The 17393-nt window shown below is 35.9% G+C and carries 19 protein-coding genes; 5 read left to right on the top strand and 14 right to left on the bottom strand.

Annotated elements, in window-relative coordinates; all coding sequences use genetic code 11:
- Nucleotides 1-3 precede the first annotated feature (3 nt).
- The 6 genes from PHI38_RS01445 to PHI38_RS01420 all read right to left on the bottom strand — a co-directional run bounded on the left by PHI38_RS01445 (nt 4) and on the right by PHI38_RS01420 (nt 5306).
- Nucleotides 4-2037 carry an FAD-dependent oxidoreductase gene (locus PHI38_RS01445; protein WP_299851764.1) on the bottom strand — a complete coding sequence of 678 codons (2034 nt, stop codon included), beginning with the start codon at nt 2035-2037 and terminating at the stop codon, nt 4-6.
- 14 nt (nt 2038-2051) lie between these two features.
- Nucleotides 2052-2273 carry an NADH-ubiquinone oxidoreductase subunit E family protein gene (locus tag PHI38_RS01440; protein ID WP_299851761.1) on the bottom strand — a complete coding sequence of 74 codons (222 nt, stop codon included), beginning with the start codon at nt 2271-2273 and terminating at the stop codon, nt 2052-2054.
- A 91-nt stretch (nt 2274-2364) separates the two neighbouring features.
- Entirely contained in the window at nt 2365-3603 is a 1239-nt protein-coding gene (gene nuoD, locus PHI38_RS01435) for an NADH dehydrogenase (quinone) subunit D (protein ID WP_299851758.1), read from the bottom strand.
- 14 nt (nt 3604-3617) lie between these two features.
- Nucleotides 3618-4424, bottom strand: a complete 807-nt coding sequence (locus PHI38_RS01430) for an NADH-quinone oxidoreductase subunit C (protein WP_299851755.1) — start codon at nt 4422-4424, stop codon at nt 3618-3620.
- A 1-nt stretch (nt 4425) separates the two neighbouring features.
- Nucleotides 4426-4935: an NADH-quinone oxidoreductase subunit B family protein gene (locus PHI38_RS01425; RefSeq protein WP_299851752.1), complete on the bottom strand. Its 510-nt coding sequence runs from the start codon at nt 4933-4935 to the stop codon at nt 4426-4428.
- Complete coding sequence (locus tag PHI38_RS01420; protein ID WP_299851749.1) at nt 4917-5306, bottom strand: NAD(P)H-quinone oxidoreductase subunit 3; 390 nt, start codon at nt 5304-5306, stop codon at nt 4917-4919. Before PHI38_RS01420 ends, PHI38_RS01425 begins: the two co-directional genes overlap by 19 nt.
- A gap of 288 nt (nt 5307-5594) precedes the next feature.
- On the opposite strand from PHI38_RS01420, the gene PHI38_RS01415 reads away from it, so the two are divergent.
- From PHI38_RS01415 to PHI38_RS01405, 3 genes are read left to right on the top strand one after another with little or no spacing between them, the layout of a single operon-like run.
- On the top strand, nt 5595-6242 hold the full coding sequence (locus PHI38_RS01415; RefSeq protein WP_299851746.1) for an SIMPL domain-containing protein: 648 nt from the start codon (nt 5595-5597) through the stop codon (nt 6240-6242).
- 20 nt (nt 6243-6262) lie between these two features.
- The gene (locus PHI38_RS01410; RefSeq protein WP_299851743.1) at nt 6263-7228 is read left to right on the top strand and encodes a permease; all 966 of its coding nucleotides are present in this window, start codon (nt 6263-6265) and stop codon (nt 7226-7228) included.
- 10 nt (nt 7229-7238) lie between these two features.
- Nucleotides 7239-7472, top strand: a complete 234-nt coding sequence (locus tag PHI38_RS01405; protein ID WP_299851740.1) for a thioredoxin family protein — start codon at nt 7239-7241, stop codon at nt 7470-7472.
- A 14-nt stretch (nt 7473-7486) separates the two neighbouring features.
- Here the strand turns inward: PHI38_RS01405 and PHI38_RS01400 are convergent, their stop codons facing one another.
- Genes PHI38_RS01400 through PHI38_RS01375 form a run of 6 tightly spaced genes read right to left on the bottom strand, consistent with a single transcriptional unit; the run spans nt 7487 to nt 12653 of the window.
- Complete coding sequence (locus tag PHI38_RS01400; protein WP_299851737.1) at nt 7487-7939, bottom strand: nucleoside deaminase; 453 nt, start codon at nt 7937-7939, stop codon at nt 7487-7489.
- Between the two features lie 4 nt (nt 7940-7943).
- The gene (locus tag PHI38_RS01395; RefSeq protein WP_299851734.1) at nt 7944-8294 is read right to left on the bottom strand and encodes a CbiX/SirB N-terminal domain-containing protein; all 351 of its coding nucleotides are present in this window, start codon (nt 8292-8294) and stop codon (nt 7944-7946) included.
- A gap of 9 nt (nt 8295-8303) precedes the next feature.
- Nucleotides 8304-10040, bottom strand: coding sequence for an ATP-binding protein (locus PHI38_RS01390; RefSeq protein WP_299851731.1), 1737 nt, complete (start codon nt 10038-10040; stop codon nt 8304-8306).
- Between the two features lie 8 nt (nt 10041-10048).
- Entirely contained in the window at nt 10049-11293 is a 1245-nt protein-coding gene (locus PHI38_RS01385) for an OmpP1/FadL family transporter (RefSeq protein ID WP_299851728.1), read from the bottom strand.
- Nucleotides 11294-11344: 51 nt separating this feature from the next.
- A complete protein-coding gene (gene nfo, locus PHI38_RS01380) occupies nt 11345-12190 on the bottom strand; it encodes a deoxyribonuclease IV (protein ID WP_299851725.1) in 846 nt (281 codons plus the stop codon).
- Nucleotides 12183-12653 (bottom strand): hypothetical protein, encoded by a 471-nt coding sequence (locus tag PHI38_RS01375; protein ID WP_299851723.1) that lies wholly within the window; start codon nt 12651-12653, stop codon nt 12183-12185. The genes nfo and PHI38_RS01375 overlap by 8 nt, the downstream gene beginning before the upstream one ends.
- A 259-nt stretch (nt 12654-12912) precedes the next feature.
- On the opposite strand from PHI38_RS01375, the gene PHI38_RS01370 reads away from it, so the two are divergent.
- Nucleotides 12913-13716 carry an ion transporter gene (locus PHI38_RS01370; RefSeq protein WP_299851721.1) on the top strand — a complete coding sequence of 268 codons (804 nt, stop codon included), beginning with the start codon at nt 12913-12915 and terminating at the stop codon, nt 13714-13716.
- Here the strand turns inward: PHI38_RS01370 and PHI38_RS01365 are convergent.
- Nucleotides 13713-14144: a hemerythrin domain-containing protein gene (locus PHI38_RS01365; RefSeq protein WP_299851719.1), complete on the bottom strand. Its 432-nt coding sequence runs from the start codon at nt 14142-14144 to the stop codon at nt 13713-13715. The genes PHI38_RS01370 and PHI38_RS01365 overlap by 4 nt on opposite strands.
- A gap of 20 nt (nt 14145-14164) precedes the next feature.
- Nucleotides 14165-15865: a diguanylate cyclase gene (locus PHI38_RS01360; protein WP_299851718.1), complete on the bottom strand. Its 1701-nt coding sequence runs from the start codon at nt 15863-15865 to the stop codon at nt 14165-14167.
- 208 nt (nt 15866-16073) lie between these two features.
- On the opposite strand from PHI38_RS01360, the gene PHI38_RS01355 reads away from it, so the two are divergent.
- Nucleotides 16074-17384: a DNA polymerase IV gene (locus PHI38_RS01355; RefSeq protein WP_299851717.1), complete on the top strand. Its 1311-nt coding sequence runs from the start codon at nt 16074-16076 to the stop codon at nt 17382-17384.
- The last annotated feature ends 9 nt before the right edge of the window (nt 17385-17393 follow it).

Below are 17393 nucleotides of genomic sequence, written 5' to 3'. Positions count from 1 at the left end.
CTCCTACGCCTGTACCATTGCTATGTAGTAACAGCGCATACAGCGCTCTGCTTCAGCAAGAGCTTCTTCTTGTGTGAAGCCTAAGTTTACTTCTTTATTATTATGTTTTCTATCTTCAACTTCAAGGACTTCGGCATGCTCTCGTGGAATTCCAGCCATCCAACCTGTAACTTTCTCTTTTTTATCATAAACTCTTAATTTTCTTAAGTGGTCTTCCATAATCTCATCATCACTAAGAGTTACTTCGCCGCTTTGTAGATATCTACTCATAACTGAAGATGCACGTTTTGCCTGCCCAACTGCATTTACAATTGTCATCGGACCATATTCACAGTCTCCAGAAGCAAAAATACCTTTTCTTGAAGTCATATAGTCTCTACCATTTGTCTTAATAGTAGCCCAAGAGGTCTTCTCAATTTCCCACTCTTCAGGAAGAAGTTGCAAGTCAGCTGATTGTGAAACTGCAGGGATAATATAATCCGCTTCTATCTCATAAGAAGCGCCCTCAATCTTAACAAGCTCTGCTCGTCCTCCATTTGGATCTGGAACTAGCTCAAACTTATCTACAAGTAGTGATTTTAAAAGATTATCTTCATCTCTCATCTCGGCAACTGCTGAGTGGAAAAGAAACTCTACACCCTCTTCAACTGCTTCGTGATACTCTTCATAAGTTGTATTTTTGATGATAGTCTTCTCATCTCTACGATAAATCATATAAACTTTTTTAGCGTTTGCTCTGATTGCGCATCTTACAACGTCCATGGATGTAAATCCACCACCAACACAAACAAGTGTCTTTCCAGTTAAATCAACATATGGAGTAGTAAGTAGGTTATCTTCTTGCTCTTCTTTAGAGATTGTATATCCATACTTCTCATAAAGATTCACTTTATCTAAGAAATCAATCGCACCCCAGTAACCCTTAATCTCAGGTCTTTCGTTATCACAATAGACTTTTTTAGATATTCTTGTTCCTGTTGCAACCATAATTGCATCATATTCATTCTCAAATCTTCTCATATCATCAGCATTAATCTTAGAATTTACTATAAAATTAACACCCATATCTTTTACACAATCTATATCTTTGTTATATTTATCTATAGGCATTCTATACTCTGGAACACCAACAGCAACCTCGCCGCCGAGTACTGGAAGTTCTTCATAAACATCAACAGCAATACCCTCAGCTCCAAGATAGTAAGCGGTAGTAAGTCCAGCAGGACCAGCACCTATAACTGCAACTCTCTTGCCGTTACTTGGCTTTTTCTCCATAGGATGAAAAAAATCATAACCATGATCAGTTTCCCAGTCAGCTCCAAGACGTTTAAGCGCCATGATAGAGATAGGTTCATCTAAGTTTGTTCTTCTACACGCGTCTTCACATGGATGTGGACAAACACGACCGCAAACATGCGCTAGTGGCATTGTTTGACGAGTCGCTATAAGTGAATCATCCATTCTAACATCTCTAACACCCTCAATATATGCAGGAATATCAACATGTGATGGACAAGCATCTGTACAAGGTGCCGTAATCTTAGCTATATATGCTATAGATTCACTATAGTGGATTGATGGTTTTTGCTCATTAATGCACTCTAAAAATACATGCTCAAAATGCTGCATCAAATCAAGAATAGGGTTTGGAACAGTTTTTCCAATCTCACATTTTGAAGTGATTTGCATACTTTTGCCAATCTCCCTTAAATGGTCCAAATCAGCGATACTACCTTCACCACGAGCTATTTTATCAAGCTGATCATATAGAATTCTGCCACCCCAACGTCCAGGTGCGCATCTTCCACATGCTTCAGAATACTCTTGATACTGGGCTGCGTACTCCATAGCAAGGCGAATAACGTCTACATTTTTATCAAAAAGTGCAACGCCGTCCCAGCCTATAAAGGCTTTTGATTCACGATGACTATCATACTGTGCGGGTAAGTCGTAAGCTGACTCTTTCCACTCCTCTACCGGCGTGTTGATGTTATTTACAAACTCACCGTTCCAAGTAGAAAAATATACTTTACTCAAAATTTTAACCCTGCCTATTTTTTTGTAACGATAGTCCAGTCGACTTCGTTAAATTTTAAAGAGTTAAGCAACTCATACCCGCACTCTTTTACTAGATCTGCAGATCTTTGAATTGGAGAAAAATCTCCTATTTCAAAGAGAAAAATTGCAACTTCTCCAGCTTTGTGAGCCAAGAGTATCTCTTTCATTCTAGGTTCAAAACCGTCTTTTAAATGTCTTAAATCATATCTTTTCATATTTGTCTCCTTTTACAAAGAAGTGAATTCTTTGCAAAATTCCCATCACTAAAGCTACATCTAACGATGAGGAATAAATTATTAAAATTTATCATCGGTCAACCTCTCCAAATACGATGTTTGTTGTACCAATAATTGAAACAACATCTGGGATGTAATGACCTGGTAAAAGGTCAGTTAAAATCCCTGTGTGCCAAAATGATGGAGCACGTAGTTTTAGTCTATATGGGTATGGCCCACCTTGAGAGTTGATAAAAAAGCCAAGCTCTCCTTTTGGTGACTCAGTAACTACATAAACCTCGCCAACCGGAGGTCTCATACCTTGTGTAACTAAAACAAAATGTTGCATCAAAGAGTAGTTTTGAGTCATGATATCTAGCTTTGGTGCAGAAATATATTTTGGAGCGTGAGCCATAAGCTCAGTTTGATTGTCTTTTACACATTTCTCATACATATCTATTGTTTGATGAAGAATCTTTGCAGACTCTCTCATCTCTTCCATGTAGATACGGTATCTTGCAAAGTTATCACCTTTATCAGAATAAGGCACACGAAATTCTACTTCATCATAAAGCTCATAAGGCTCTTCTTTACGGATATCCCAAGCAACACCACTAGCACGTAACATTGGACCTGTACAGCCCCATGAAAGAGCCATCTCTTTAGATATTGTTCCAACATCTTCCATTCTCATAAGCCAGATACGGTTAGTGTCTAGTAAATCCTCATAATCTTTAATATTTTGCGGAAGCTTATCTAGGAATGTTTTTAGTTGAGATATAAATGTATCTTGAATATCTAATGGGACTCCACCGATACGAATAGCAGCATGTGTAAGTCTAGCTCCACAATACCCCTCAATGATGTCCATAAGGTATTCTCTCTCGCGGAATGCAAAAAGAAAAACTGTCATAGCACCGATATCAAGTGCTGTTGTAGCTAACCAGAAAAGGTGACTCATAAGACGGTTTATCTCAAGAAGCATCATACGGATAACTTTTGCACGACGAGGAACTTCAAGACCTATCAATTTCTCTACAGCTAGTGCAAATCCATAGTTATTTGAAGACGATGCAATATAGTCCATACGATCAGTTGTAGGCATAAACTCATTATAAATCATATTCTCAGCCATCTTCTCCATACCACGGTGAAGGTAACCAATATCTGGATGAGCTTTTGTAATCTGCTCTTGTTGAAGATGAAGCATAAGACGAAGTTGTCCGTGAGCTGATGGATGCTGCGGACCAAAGTTTAGAATCATCTCATTGTCTTCTCTATCAAAGGTAATGTTCTCAAAAAATGGGTTTAATCTATTTGTTACTTGCATATTATTATTTCCACCTATCTTTGAGGATCGTCAACAACGACCGAATCTTTTTTATCAAATTTCTTAATCATAAACACGCCACCTTCTTCTTGGTAGTTCTCTTCATTTTTTGGCTCATTACCAGTAATCACAGTTCCTTTTGGAACTTCGTATCCAAGGCGTGCAAATCGCTCAGAGTCATATCTATCTACCTTAGCACTATCACGAAGTTCAGGCCCAATAATATCTCTTGCTTCTTTGCCATAAATCTTATCAACTTCATACCAAGCAGCAAACTCATCACCTTGAAGCGGATAAGTTTTTAGAAGTGGAAATCCTTGCCAATCATATGGCATAAGGATTCTTTTCATAAATGGATGTCCGTTTGCTTCTATACCAAACATATCAAACATCTCTCTCTCAGACCAATCAGCAGAGCGAAAAAGCTTCTCAACAGAGTTTACACTCTCGCCTTTGTTGATGAACATTTTGATACGAATACGCTTGCGTTTATTCATACTTAGCATCTGATAAAAGATTTCAAATCCGCCTCTAGTTGCCAACCAATCAATAGCGCTCATCTCTGAGAGTTGTGTATATTCGCACTCATCTCTTAAGAGTTTTAAAACTTTAAAATTATCTTGCGGGTTGATATAAACAACCATCTGCTCAACTTGAATATATGCATCAAGCACAGTAAAGTTTGCTTTTATTGCCTCTAAATCTTTAGCAAATATCTCATCACTCTCAACTGGGCTCTTTGGCACTTGAGGAGATACATAAAATCTATCTGTATAGTAAGCTTTTGCTTGTACATTATCTTTAGGTTTATAAGCTCTCATATTACATCAACCTTTTAGCTACTTGCGCACGAGACGCTTTGTTTGCACGTATTTTTTTCTGCAGTAGCATCACACCATACTGAAGAGTCTCAGGACGTGGAGCACACCCTGGAAGATACAAATCAACAGGTATAATTCTATCAACACCTTGAACAGTTGCATAAGTGTTAAACATACCGCCAGTATTTGCGCATGAGCCCATAGATATAACCCATTTTGGCTCAGTCATCTGGTCGTAAAGTCTTTTGATAAACTCAGCATGTTTTTTAGTTAGTGTCCCAGCAACTATCATAACATCCGCTTGTCTTGGAGACGCTCTAAAAATCGTTCCAAATCTATCAAAGTCATATCTTGAAGCACCACTAGCCATCATCTCGATACCACAACAAGCAAGACCGTAAGTAAGCGCCCAAATAGAGTTTGAACGTCCCCAGTTTACAATTTTATCTATACTCGTAAGTGCAACTGGCAAACCGCCATTTTGTGTGTAATTTACTTTATGTTGTGCCATTCTAGCGCTCCTTTTTTCCATGCATAAACAAAACCGATAGTTAAAAGAAGTATAAACATTAACATCTCAGCAAAACCAAACCACCCTAGCAATTTAAAATCAACTGCCCACGGAAACATAAAGACAATCTCTACATCAAAAAGTAAGAAGAGTAGTGCAAATAGATAAAACTGTGGAGAGATTCTATTTGGTTGTTTTGTGACCTCTGGTCCACACTCATAAACTGACAATTTAATTTTTTCATTACTCTTAGCCGCCAATGCACGACTCACCAAACGAGCCGTTATCGTTGTCATTGTAAATGCACCAAACGTTAAAAGAAATAGTACAAATACCCCAAAATACGGATTTGAAGTCACTATATGCTCCATACAACCTACCTTTGCTATTATAATTGTTTTAAAACGTATAAAAACATACGTCGTTTAGCCTAAATTCTAATAGATATTTTTAGAAAAAACAGTTAGGGGGATTGTAGCAAAAAGAGAATTAAATGCAAGCTTATGATGAAATTTGGGGCTCTTTATGTTACTAATTACTACACTTAATTTTAACCTTTTATATTGAGTGTGTATTAAAGAAACACTTCTTTAAAATAGCTTTAATTTGATTTGCAAAGTTAAAGAAGATACAATTATTTAAAAATTAAAAGGCGATTTATGAATCTATTAAAACTATCCCTCATTTCTCTACTTGTAACTTTTAGCTATGGCTATGAACTGAAGATAAATAAAACATTTGATGAGTCTCTTGAGCCTGATAGAATGCAGTTATCTTTTTCTTTGATTGCAAAAAAAGAGAGTGCTGCTAAGGCAAAAGAGGTTCTGCACAAAGCTATAGAGAGTATAAAAAAAGAGCCTCTTTGTAAAGGTGGAGGATATAGTATAACTCCTGAGTATAACTACAACTCTAAAGAGAGAGAACTTTTAGACTATATAGGAACTGCTGATTTTGAGTGTAGTTTTAAAAATATAGAGGAGATAGATACTCTGCTGGCTTTTTTTGATAAGTTAGAAGATTTAGAGCTAAGACAAGCACCTATTAGATGGGTAGTTGATAAAGAAAATATGAAAATCGAAAAAACATCTTTAGAGTTTAGAGCAATAAAGTATGCAAAAGAGTACACAGAAATTTTATCCATAGAAGAGATTGCTAAATGCAGTGTAAAAAATGTAGAAATCATAGCTGATGGTTATACCCGCTATGAAGCTCAAAATATGTTGATGTCAAAAAGCACAATGCAGACTCCAACAAAAGAACCAACTATCTTAAATCTAAATGCAACTTATACATATGATTGTGAGTAGTGTTATCAAGGAATCAAAATATGTTTAGTGTTTGGGAGAGTTTTAGTGCTTATATAATCTTTGATGTTTTAGGCTTTGATAGCAAGACTCATCTAGGAGAGGCTCTGCACTTTTTTCTCTATGACACTATAAAGATTTTTATACTCCTTATCGTTATTGTCTATATTGTAACACTGCTAAGAAGTTATTTTCCCATCGAGAGAGTACGTGATTATCTGAGTGCAAATCATAAAATAGTTGGACATATCTTTGCAGCTCTTTTTGGGATGCTTACCCCTTTTTGCTCTTGTAGCGCTATCCCTTTGTTTTTAGGTTTTTTACAAGCTAGAATCCCTTTGGGTGTAACATTTAGTTATCTTATCTCGGCACCTTTATCTGATGCTGTGGTTATTGCCCTGCTTTTTTCTCTCTTTGGTCTAAAAGTAACTCTACTTTATATTGGTTTTGCTCTTGCTATTGCCATTATCGCTGGGCTTATCATAGGGAGTTTAAAGCTTGAAAAAGAGATTTTACTTGAAGTAAAACCTATAAACTCTTGTTGTAACACACCACAAAAAAGTGAGCAACCTCTCTTTAGGTTTAAGCTTAGTGAGGCGTGGAATGAGACTATGGATATATTTTACAAAATCTATATCTACATAATCATAGGTATCGCAATAGGAGCATTCATCCATGGATATGTTCCAACTGACTTTATCACAAAGTACGCAGGTGGAGATGTTTGGTATGCACCTATTATTGCAGTAGTAGCTGGAATCCCTATGTACTCAAGTGCTGCAGGGATGTTGCCACTTATTGAAGTATTAACCCAAAAAGGAATGCTTCTTGGAACTGCACTTAGTTTTATGATGGCTGTTGTCGCACTTAGTTTGCCTGAGGCGATGATTTTAAAGCGCGTACTTAGTATGAAGCTTATTGCGATTTTCTTTAGTATCGTAGGAAGTGCAATACTTCTTGTTGGGTTTATATTTAATATTATTTTATAAAGGCAAAAATATGAAAATAGAAATTTTAGGAACAGGTTGCTCAAAGTGCTCTCAACTCGAAGCAGTCGTAAAACAAGCAGTTGCTTCAAGTGGAAAGTTTGCTCAGATACTAAAAGTTGATGACCTTATGAAAATCATGGAGTATCAAGTGATTAGTACACCGGGGCTTGTGATTGATGGTAAAGTGGTAAGTAGTGGGAAAGTTTTAAGTGTGGATGAAGTTCTAGCACTCATAAATAAATAATCGCGCAAGAGAGATTAGTAAAGCCTCTTATCCTCTTTTTCTTTCCACATTTCAAAGAGTTCTAGGCACTCATCTCTTTGTATATTTTTTAGCTCCAAAAAATCACTCTCGTAAAACTCTTTGTCTCTAAAGCCTATATCACCTGCGTCTTGGCTTGTTGCTCCAAAGTAAACGCTCTTTATGTTTGCCCATCTAATAGCACCCATGCACATAGGACACGGCATACATGTAGCATATATATCACATCCACTCAAATCATATGTACCAAGTTTTTTTGAAGCTTTTTTTATAGCTTGCATCTCAGCGTGAGCTGTTGCATCGCCAAGTTTTAAGACTTTGTTGTGAGCTTTTGCTATAACTTTTCCACTCTTAACAATTACTGCTCCAAAAGGGCCACCGTGTCCTTTACTAAGCCCACAAGAAGCCTCTTTTATGGCTTTTTGCATAAAAATAGAGTCTTGATTCATTATGTTACTTTTGTTCTAAGATATCTTTTATGAGTTTCACATATCCGTCATTTGCACCAATATGCTCTAACACGCTTATCTCTATCTCATACTCTTTAGAAAATGTCTCACAAAGGTGTGGAACATCTTCTCTTACATGTTTTCCTGGAGCTAAAAAAAGAGGTAGAACTTTTATATGAGTTACTCCAGCCTCTTTTAGGCTTTTTACAGCACTCTGGAAATCTGGCTCAGCTAACTCTAAAAAAGCAAGTTCAACATTTTTAAGACTTTTTTTTAGCTCTTTTAAAACATTTTTGCTCGCATCATTTGACTCTTTAACTTTGCTACCGTGAGAGAGAAGTATGTAACCTTGCATCTTAAAATCCTATTTGTTTAAAAAGCCCATTAGCTTTTCGCTATCAAAACTTGCATCTTTCTCTTTTTTTATCTCACCTATAAAATCTTCAAGCGTAAAAAGTGCCTTCTCTCTCACCGCTACTTTGTATGCAGTGTTTTTTATGATTAGGCTTATCTGCCCACCAGTTAGAGAGTGAGTTGAGAGTTCATTTATATCAAAACCATCTTCATAAGGAGCCCCTTTAGGAAGCATCTTTTTCCATAACTCTAATCTCTGCTCTTTGTTTGGTTTTTTAAACTCTATCTTATAGTTAAAGCGTCTTGAGAATGCTTTATCTATGTTTTCAAGAAGGTTTGTTGTAGCTATAAGAACGCCTTTAAACTTTTCTATCTGCTCTAAGAAGATATTTTGCATCTGGTTATGCATCTGATCAGCGCCGCTTGTTACTCCACTTGATCTTGAGCCTAAAAACTGATCCGCCTCATTTAGTAAAAGTATAGGCTCACTCTTTGTTTTCTCACATAAATCATAAAAAGTATCAAAAATCTTTCTGACATTTTTCTCACTCTCGCCTACATACATTGAGAGGATTTTAGAACAGTCAAACGCCAAAACTTCTCTCTTTAGTGACTTTGCAAGTGAATAAGCAGTCATGGTTTTACCAGTTCCAGCCGCGCCATAGAAGATGATTCTAGCGTCAATCCCGCTCTTTTTATCTTTTATACCCCACTCAACAAGTCTATTTACGACCTCTTTATCTAGTTGGCGCATTAGGTTTTCTAGTGTGGTTTGCGTCTCTTTTGCCAAAACCACATCTTCTAGTGAAGTCTCAGGCTCTACAAGCTCGAAAATATCCTGCTCACTTATAAGGGTATTCAACTTTATACGACGAATTTTTTTATTTTTTTGAGGGTGGATTATGCTTTGAAGCACTTCATCAACTATATAAAAAGCTCTTGAAATCCCACCAAAAGGGTTTAACATCTCTTCATAATCGATTATTCCCTCATTTATAAGGTTAGATCCATCTTCCAAAAGAGCTCTGTTTTTTATACGGTCATACTCATCAAGCGAGATAAGCTCTATAAGCGTGTTCATCTCTCTTAGTGAAGCATCAGTTGCACTGTACTCTTCGCGAAGAAGTGCTAAAAATATAACCTGCTCTTTTGAGTCCATCTTTTTTTGTTTAAAAAATTTATCAAGTACCAGTTTTCCTGTGGTTTGACCTACTCTATCTTCTATGCGTTTTTCTAAGAGATTAAGTTTTGCTTGAGTTCTATCAATCCCTAGAGAGTGCTCATGAACATTTTGGCGTATTGCACTCATCTTTTGATATAAATCTATACGTAAAAATTGATCTTGAAGATACTCTAAATGATCACTATATGGCTTGATGTCTGGGAGTTCACTCTCAAGCGCTCCATCTTGAAGAAGCTTTAAAAATGATGGAGAGAGCCCTAGTGCACTGTTTAAAAGTTCAAGCGGGGTAACTTCAGAAATCTTCATGGGTGCAAAACTCTGCTGATACAACCAACCAAGTTCTAAGAGAAGTTTTACCTCTTTTAAGTGTTTGATTGCATCATACTTTTTCTCACCATAAAGCTCTTTTAAAAGATCAAATACCAAGACATCATCTTCGCCTTGTATATATCTCTTTGCAAGAGCTCTAAGAAGTTTTGCCTCTGTTTTACTACATTTTAGCTGAGCAAATATGAGAGTTTTCTCTATATCACTAGCTTCTAAAAAATCTATTAACGTTTCCAAATAATTCCTTAAAATTTATACTCTACTGCAGATGAAACTATAAGTACGTTTGCATCTGAGTATTCGCCTTGTAATGAGGCATTTGAGACTCTTCTATCTTCTCGCATGGAGTAAAGAGCCGCCAATCCTATGTTTATCTTCTGAGTTATCTGATATCTAGTGCCTAAAGAGAGTGAGAGTGAATCACTATCTGGAAGTTCAAAACCTATAGTTTCGTTTGGAACTGGAGTCTTATCTATAACCACACCACCCATAAGTCTCAGTGCATCCAACTCTTGAGTTACACCAAAGCGAAAGGCATCTGTATCTTTAAAGTTCTTTGCAACTGGATTGCCAAAAACAATGTTAGTTACAGGATCTACACCACTTCCATAGTTAAAATCAAGCTCTTCATACGCACTCCAGTAGTTTCTCTCATAAACAAACTCCAGTGTTGTTTTTGAAGGAAATGTATATGCAGCTGCTATGTTTAAAATAGCTGGAACTGGCACGCTAACTGATGCAGAACTAAAAGAGCTATATGTTGCTCCAGCACCTCCACCAAAAGCATTTGTCATATCACGATAAAAAAGAGTAGCATCACCTTTTGAAGTCAAATCTACTCTTGAGCGATATGTTAGTGCAAACTCAAGCTCTGAGGTTGGCTTATATGAAAGTGCTAAGTTATATCCAAAGTCAACACTATCTCCACTCATATCACGTGACGAAATTGGCGAAGTACTCTTTACAACGCCGTCCGTATAGATAGCTCTTAGACCAAAAGCAGCTCCGAGTGTATCACTTATTCTATATGCGATACTCGGATTTAGCTCAATTGTCTTTAGTGTAAACTCCTCAGAGCTATACACAGCTGGAGCGTCTTGCCATCTTTTTGAAAGTCCTGCTGGAGTAACTAAGCTCACTCCAAGGCGAACTCCGTCTATACCTTGTGAGACATAGTGAAGTGTCGGAATGAAAAAGTCTTCTCTAGTAGCATTTATGTTATGTCCGCTAGTTGTAGCACCTGAAGCACTTGTATATGAGCCTTGATAATTAACATTATTAAGCCCGATATAGATGACTCCTAATTCTATAAGAGCCTCATTTTTCATAAAAGCCATGTTTGCTGGGTTATAGTATGCTGCGTCTGCACCACTTATATGTGCTACATTTGCAGCCCCAAGAGCAACAGCGTTTAGTGAAGTCTCTGGGATTCTATATCCGCCTCCAAAAAGGGCAGTTGTAAGCAGCAAAAACACAAATATGTTTCTCATAACAAAGCCCTCCCCTTTATGAAATAGTTTCTAATTTTACACAAATAGCACTTAATCTACAAACGAGTAGAGTAGTGCTATCTCCTTATCCCAGATAGTATCATCAATGGTTTCAAGGATTAAAGGGATGTCATTCATTCTTTCATCATTCATGATAAATTTAAAAGCATCAATCCCAATTTCGCCCTCTCCTAAAGAGTTATGTCTATCTACATGTGAGCCAAATTTTGCTTTTGAGTCATTTATGTGCATCCCCATAAGATACTTAAACCCTACTATTTTCTCAAACTCGCCCCAGCTCTTATCATAAGCTTCTCTTGTTCTTATATCATATCCAGCGCTAAACATATGACATGTATCTATACAGACTCCAACACGACTTTTATCTTCTACTTTATCGATTATCTGAGCCAGATGCTCAAATCTCCAGCCAAGATTACTTCCCTGTCCTGCCGTGTTTTCTATAACCAAACTAACACCGCTTGTTTTATCTAAAACTCTATTCATAGATTCAGAAATATTTGCCAAACACTCATCTTCACTTATCTTCTTTAAGTGGCTTCCTGGGTGAAAATTTAGTCTATCAAGCCCTAAAATAGAGCATCTCTGCACCTCATCCAAAAATGCCTCAACTGATTTTTCTCTAGCATCAAGTTCAGGATGACCAAGGTTTATAAGATATGAGTCATGTGGAAGAACATGTTTAGGCAAGATTCCACTTTTCTCTAGCGCTGTTTTAAACTTATCAATCGTCTCAGTGTCCAAATCTTTTGCAACCCACTGTCTTTGGTTTTTAGTAAAGAGTGCGAACGCTTTTGCACCTATTGCCACCGCATTTTCAACTGCATTAAAAACTCCGCCACTTGCACTTACATGTGCTCCTACAAATTTACTCATCTAAATCCTTTATACTAAAAATAATTCCGTTTGCTCTATCTTTAAAAAAAACTCCATGCGAATCAACTCTATAAATAATATCTACTTTATCATCTCTTATACTCTGCTCAAAACCATCACTATTTTTACTCAAATTTACACCATTATAAATTGCACGGGAGAGAAGCATGTTTTGCATAGTATCATCGGGGTATGCACTATGTAGATAATCTTGGTTAAATCCACTTTTGCTCTTGCAACCCTCACTTGTACAAATCATGTGATTGATAGTAATTTTTTCTATACACTTACCTGCGACAAAGAGCTCAAGCTCAATAGTATCGCCACTATTTCTGAGATACCCAGCATCAGAGAACTTTATCTTTGGCGACTTTATAGTGATGACTTTTGTTTGAGTATGCTCATAGTTTTTAACGCTACATGCGCTAAATAAAAGAGCAAAAATAAGCAGTATTTGTTTCATAAGTGAGATTATAGCGGTTATTTTATTGGCATTGTAACACTATAAAAAGTACTTACCCATTTTACAAAATCTCTTTTTTATACTGTATTTATTTCATAAGAGTAGAGAAAACAATAACTTTAACAAAATTCAATTTAATATATCAAGTTTAATATTCAAAGTAGTTAAAGAATATATGTTGATAACAAAAAACTCTATCTTCAAACTACCAAACATTATTCAAAGAGTGATAGTATTGCGAAAAAATTAGAGGACCTACATGTACAACAAAATCCAAACAATTGTTCAAAGTAAAAGCTTTACAAATTTCATAACGTACCTTATCATTCTAAACGGCATAACTATGGGACTTGAGACTTCAAAAGGGTTTATGGATAGCTTTGGCGCTTATACTTCACTCTTTAATATTTTTGTAATTTCTGTATTTACTATAGAGATTGTTATGAGAATCTATGTCTATAGAGCCGCTTTTTTCAAAGACCCTTGGAGCATTTTTGACTTTAGTATTGTTGCAATTTCACTAGTTCCACTAAGCGCTGGATTTGAGATTTTAAGAGTTTTAAGGGTTCTAAGACTCTTTAGACTTGTAACAGTTGTTCCTCAGATGAGAAAAATTGTATCAGCACTCATCAGCGTTATTCCTGGAATGCTCTCTATAGCGGCTTTAATGAGTCTCTTTTTTTATATATTTGCAATTATGGCAACTCAGCTTTACTCTGAAAAGTTTCCAGAGTGGTTTGGAACACTAGGTGCATCTTTTTACACACTTTTTCAAATCATGACGCTAGAGTCTTGGTCTATGGGAATAGTTCGCCCAATCATGGAAGTTTATCCTTTAGCGTGGACGTTTTTTGTTCCATTTATCTTTATAGTTACTTTTGTTATGGTAAATCTCATTGTTGCCATTGTTGTTGATGCAATGTCAATTATAAACAAAGTCGAAGAAGAACATATAGTAGAGGAAGTTCAGATAGCAAACAATAGCACTAACATCGAACTTGCCAAACTAAGAGAAGAGATTTTAGAGTTAAAATCTTTGATACTCTCAGGTACAAAAAACTAATAAGCTACAGTTCTCATGCGTGAGATGATATGGTCTGCATCATCACCTAGATGTTGCTCGGCCATAGGATAGAGCATCTGCTCCTCTTTCATGTTGTGTTGTTGCATTAAAATCATAAGAGTCTCAGAGATACCAAAAAACTTATCTTTATCCTTGATTGCGCTACTCATTCTTGATAGAAGTTCTCTCATCTGCTCGTGCTCCATCGCCATAACTTGAGTAGGTCCATCTCTCATGCCACTTGCTTGCTCAAACGCTGGAAAAAGAACCATCTCTTCCATTTTAAAGTGATTTGTCAAAGCGTCAGAGAACTCTTCAAATTTAACTACAGCTTCATCACTCTTTGCAGCAACTGCGTCTTCCATCTGTGCAAAAATCTCATCGCAATCTCTATGGCTTTGAGTCATAAAATCTTTAATATTAGACATTTTTCATCCTATTTTTTGAGTTAATAATTTTTTATATTCTCGACACAAACTCTATTTCTGCCACTTTTTTTAGCAACATATAAAGCATCATCGGATCTCTTTAGAGCAAATTTTATGTCTTGCTCATTTTCTATATCCACATTCGCTACACCAAAACTTACTGTAAATTTAAAGTTGTCATTTGATGGAGCTTTCATACTCAACGATTCTATTAACTTTCGTAATTTCTCAGCTATATTAGCAGCATCACTAAGCGAAGTGTTTGGCAACAGTATCACAAACTCTTCGCCTCCATATCTACAAACTATGTCACTTTTTCTTTGATGCTCGACTAAGAGACGCGATAGAGCAATCAATACCTCATCACCAAATTGGTGCCCATATGTATCGTTAACAACTTTAAATTTATCTATATCAAGCATAAGAATAGATAACTCTTGTTTTTCTCTTCTTGAGAGATGTAGTATTTTGTCTGATATCTCAGTGAAATATCTTCTATTGTAGAGTTTAGTCATAGGGTCAGTGGATGCTAAGAGCCTTAACTCTAACTGCTTTATTCTCTCCTCTTCTTTTTCTTGTTCGGTGATTTTAAACTTATATGAAACCAAATAAGAGAGTAGCAATGCTTCGATAATGAGTCCTATACTTGTGCCATGAGATGAAACATAGTTGGACTCCACTAAACCCATATAATATAAAAGAGCATAAATACTAAAAATCAAATAAAAGGTATGCGCAAATAAAAATATTTTTATGAGCCTATCACCTTTTTTGTAGATACTAATAGCAATCCACATAAAAATTATCAACGCATAAGTGAGTGAGAGAGACATGATTTCTAACGCACTATTAAAGTCTATGAGAGCGTATATAAAGTTTACTAGCGTTATAAATATAATACTATTTAGTAGCTTGTGCTCTTTTGCATACGCTGTTTTTGTTTTAAAAATAGCTTGAATAAAAAGTGTTAAAAAAATTGGCGAGAGCATCATGCCAAAGTTAAATCTTAAAGGAATTTCACCATATATTTGAAAATAGTGTGCAAATGCGCCATAAACATAAAATACCCACAGAGTAGATGATAAAAGATATAGAGAGTAATACAAATACTCTTTATATCTTGAAGACATAAATAAAAGTAGGTTGTATAGACCTAAAGCTAGTAGCAGCCCAGATATCAACACTGCATCTACTTTTTGATATATGAGGTATTCAATAGACTCTTTAGCTGAAAATATTGAAAAATTGTAAAACTGATAAGCTGGAGTTTTTTGATGCACATATATTGTTTTATATTCATATGCATCAAGAGTAAATTTAAAAACAGCATCTGAGCCTCTTAGTTGCTCTTTTGCATTAGGGCCATATGGAGCAATCAGTTCTTCTTTTATAAGATTATCATCGCTATCCACTTCAAAATACTCTAAACTTATATATTTATACGCTATATCTTGATGTAAAAAAAGAGCCTGTATTTGCTTAGTTGAATTAAATAGCTCTATTTTTATCCAAGCTTCTTTAACTCTAACACCTAAAGAGTCATTGTTTTTACCTTGAGTAAAGTGCATAGACTTAATATCTTCAAATTTTAGTTTATTTGTAGTGTCAATAAAATAACTTAGTTCAAAATCTGTAATGCTTGATTTGTCTGAATCTATGTTTATAATTGGTTGTGCTATAGAGATAAAAAAGAGTGTTAAAAACAGTATTATTATTCTCATATGTTTTCTCTCTTTGTTTTATTTGTTAAATGAATAGTATCAAAATTCGCTTTATTTATAAACTTTGATAATAAAATGGCTACTAGGGCAGTAAAATATGTAACTTTTTACGTATTTAGTAGCGTATATAGATTTCATGCTCAAATACATAAAATGTCAATTTGCAATACTTTTTATGATATTTCAAAATCTCCTCTATAATCATCTTATGAAAATACACATAGATATAGACTGCTTTTTTGTTAGTGCTGCTCGCATAAAAGAGCCTTTCCTTGAGGGCAAGGCTGTGGCTATTGGTGGGCGTAGTGATACAAAAATATTTAACTCCGAGGCAAAAAACCAGACTGTAAATCTTGAAAATTCTGGCTCTTTTGTACCTACTTTTTATAAACCTTATGAAGAAAAGAACAAGGTGAATTGCGGAGCAAGAGAGGGTAGCCTGGGCTATGATGATATAGATGCGTTTAAAGATGCTGATGGGAAAATAAGAGGCATACTTACTACCTCTAGTTATGAAGCAAGAAAGTATGGTATAAAAACCACGATGAGCATAAGAGAAGCGCTTCATCTCTGCCCTCATCTAATCATAAAAGCTCCTAATATGTCGCTATATCAACAACTCTCACATGAGCTTCATGAGTTTTTACAAACTAAGATACCGCTAGTTGAGCAAGCTAGTATTGATGAGTTTTACGGTGATTTGAGTGGCTGGGTGGAGGACTCTGAAGTGCCTAGTTTTATAGCCGCACTAAAAGAGGAGATAAAAGCTGTTACTAAACTCCCCGTCTCAATAGGCGCAGCAAAGACTCGCTACATTGCAAAGCTTGCTACAACTTATGCAAAACCTTATGGATGCAGAGTTATTTATGAAAATGAGCTGGAGCGTTTTATAGAAAATATTCCCGTTGGAGAGTTTGCGGGAATTGGTAAAAGTATGAAAGAGAAACTAAAAAGTGTGCAGATTCATACACTTGGAGAACTAAGTAGAAGAAGAGGTACACTAGAGTCATGGGGACCTTATGCAAAAGAGCTTTATCTCAGAGTTAGCGCACAGAGTGATGATGAGATAACATCTAAACATATACGAAAATCCATAGGAATCTCAAGAACATTTGACCCTCTTTATGATAGAGATGAGCTTAGACGAAGAGTTCATGTGCTCGCTCGTCATCTAAGCTTTGCCATCTTAAAACTCAAAGTAATTCCAACAGTTTTTAGTCTTTCACTAAATTATGAAATGTGTCAAAAATCACATAAAAATATCTCTCTTTGTGAAATTTTTACAGAAAAAAAGTTTGACTCACTCTGTTTAAGGCTCTTTAATGAAGCTGATGTACATAAGCGCCTTCATCTTATCCGTATAAGTATAAACTGCTCAAGTTTTACAAGAGAGTCAAGAAAAGAGCTCTCCCTTATAGGTTTTGAAGATGATCAAAAGATGCACTCTCTGACAAATCACTCCCAAGATATACGCGAAAAATACGGTATAGACATGTTGAAATGGGGAAGTGAATTATGATAGAATCAT

The sequence above is a fragment of the Sulfurimonas sp. genome, from assembly GCF_028694895.1.
Taxonomy (GTDB): domain Bacteria; phylum Campylobacterota; class Campylobacteria; order Campylobacterales; family Sulfurimonadaceae; genus Sulfurimonas.
This window is presented reverse-complemented; position numbering and strand designations above follow the sequence as displayed.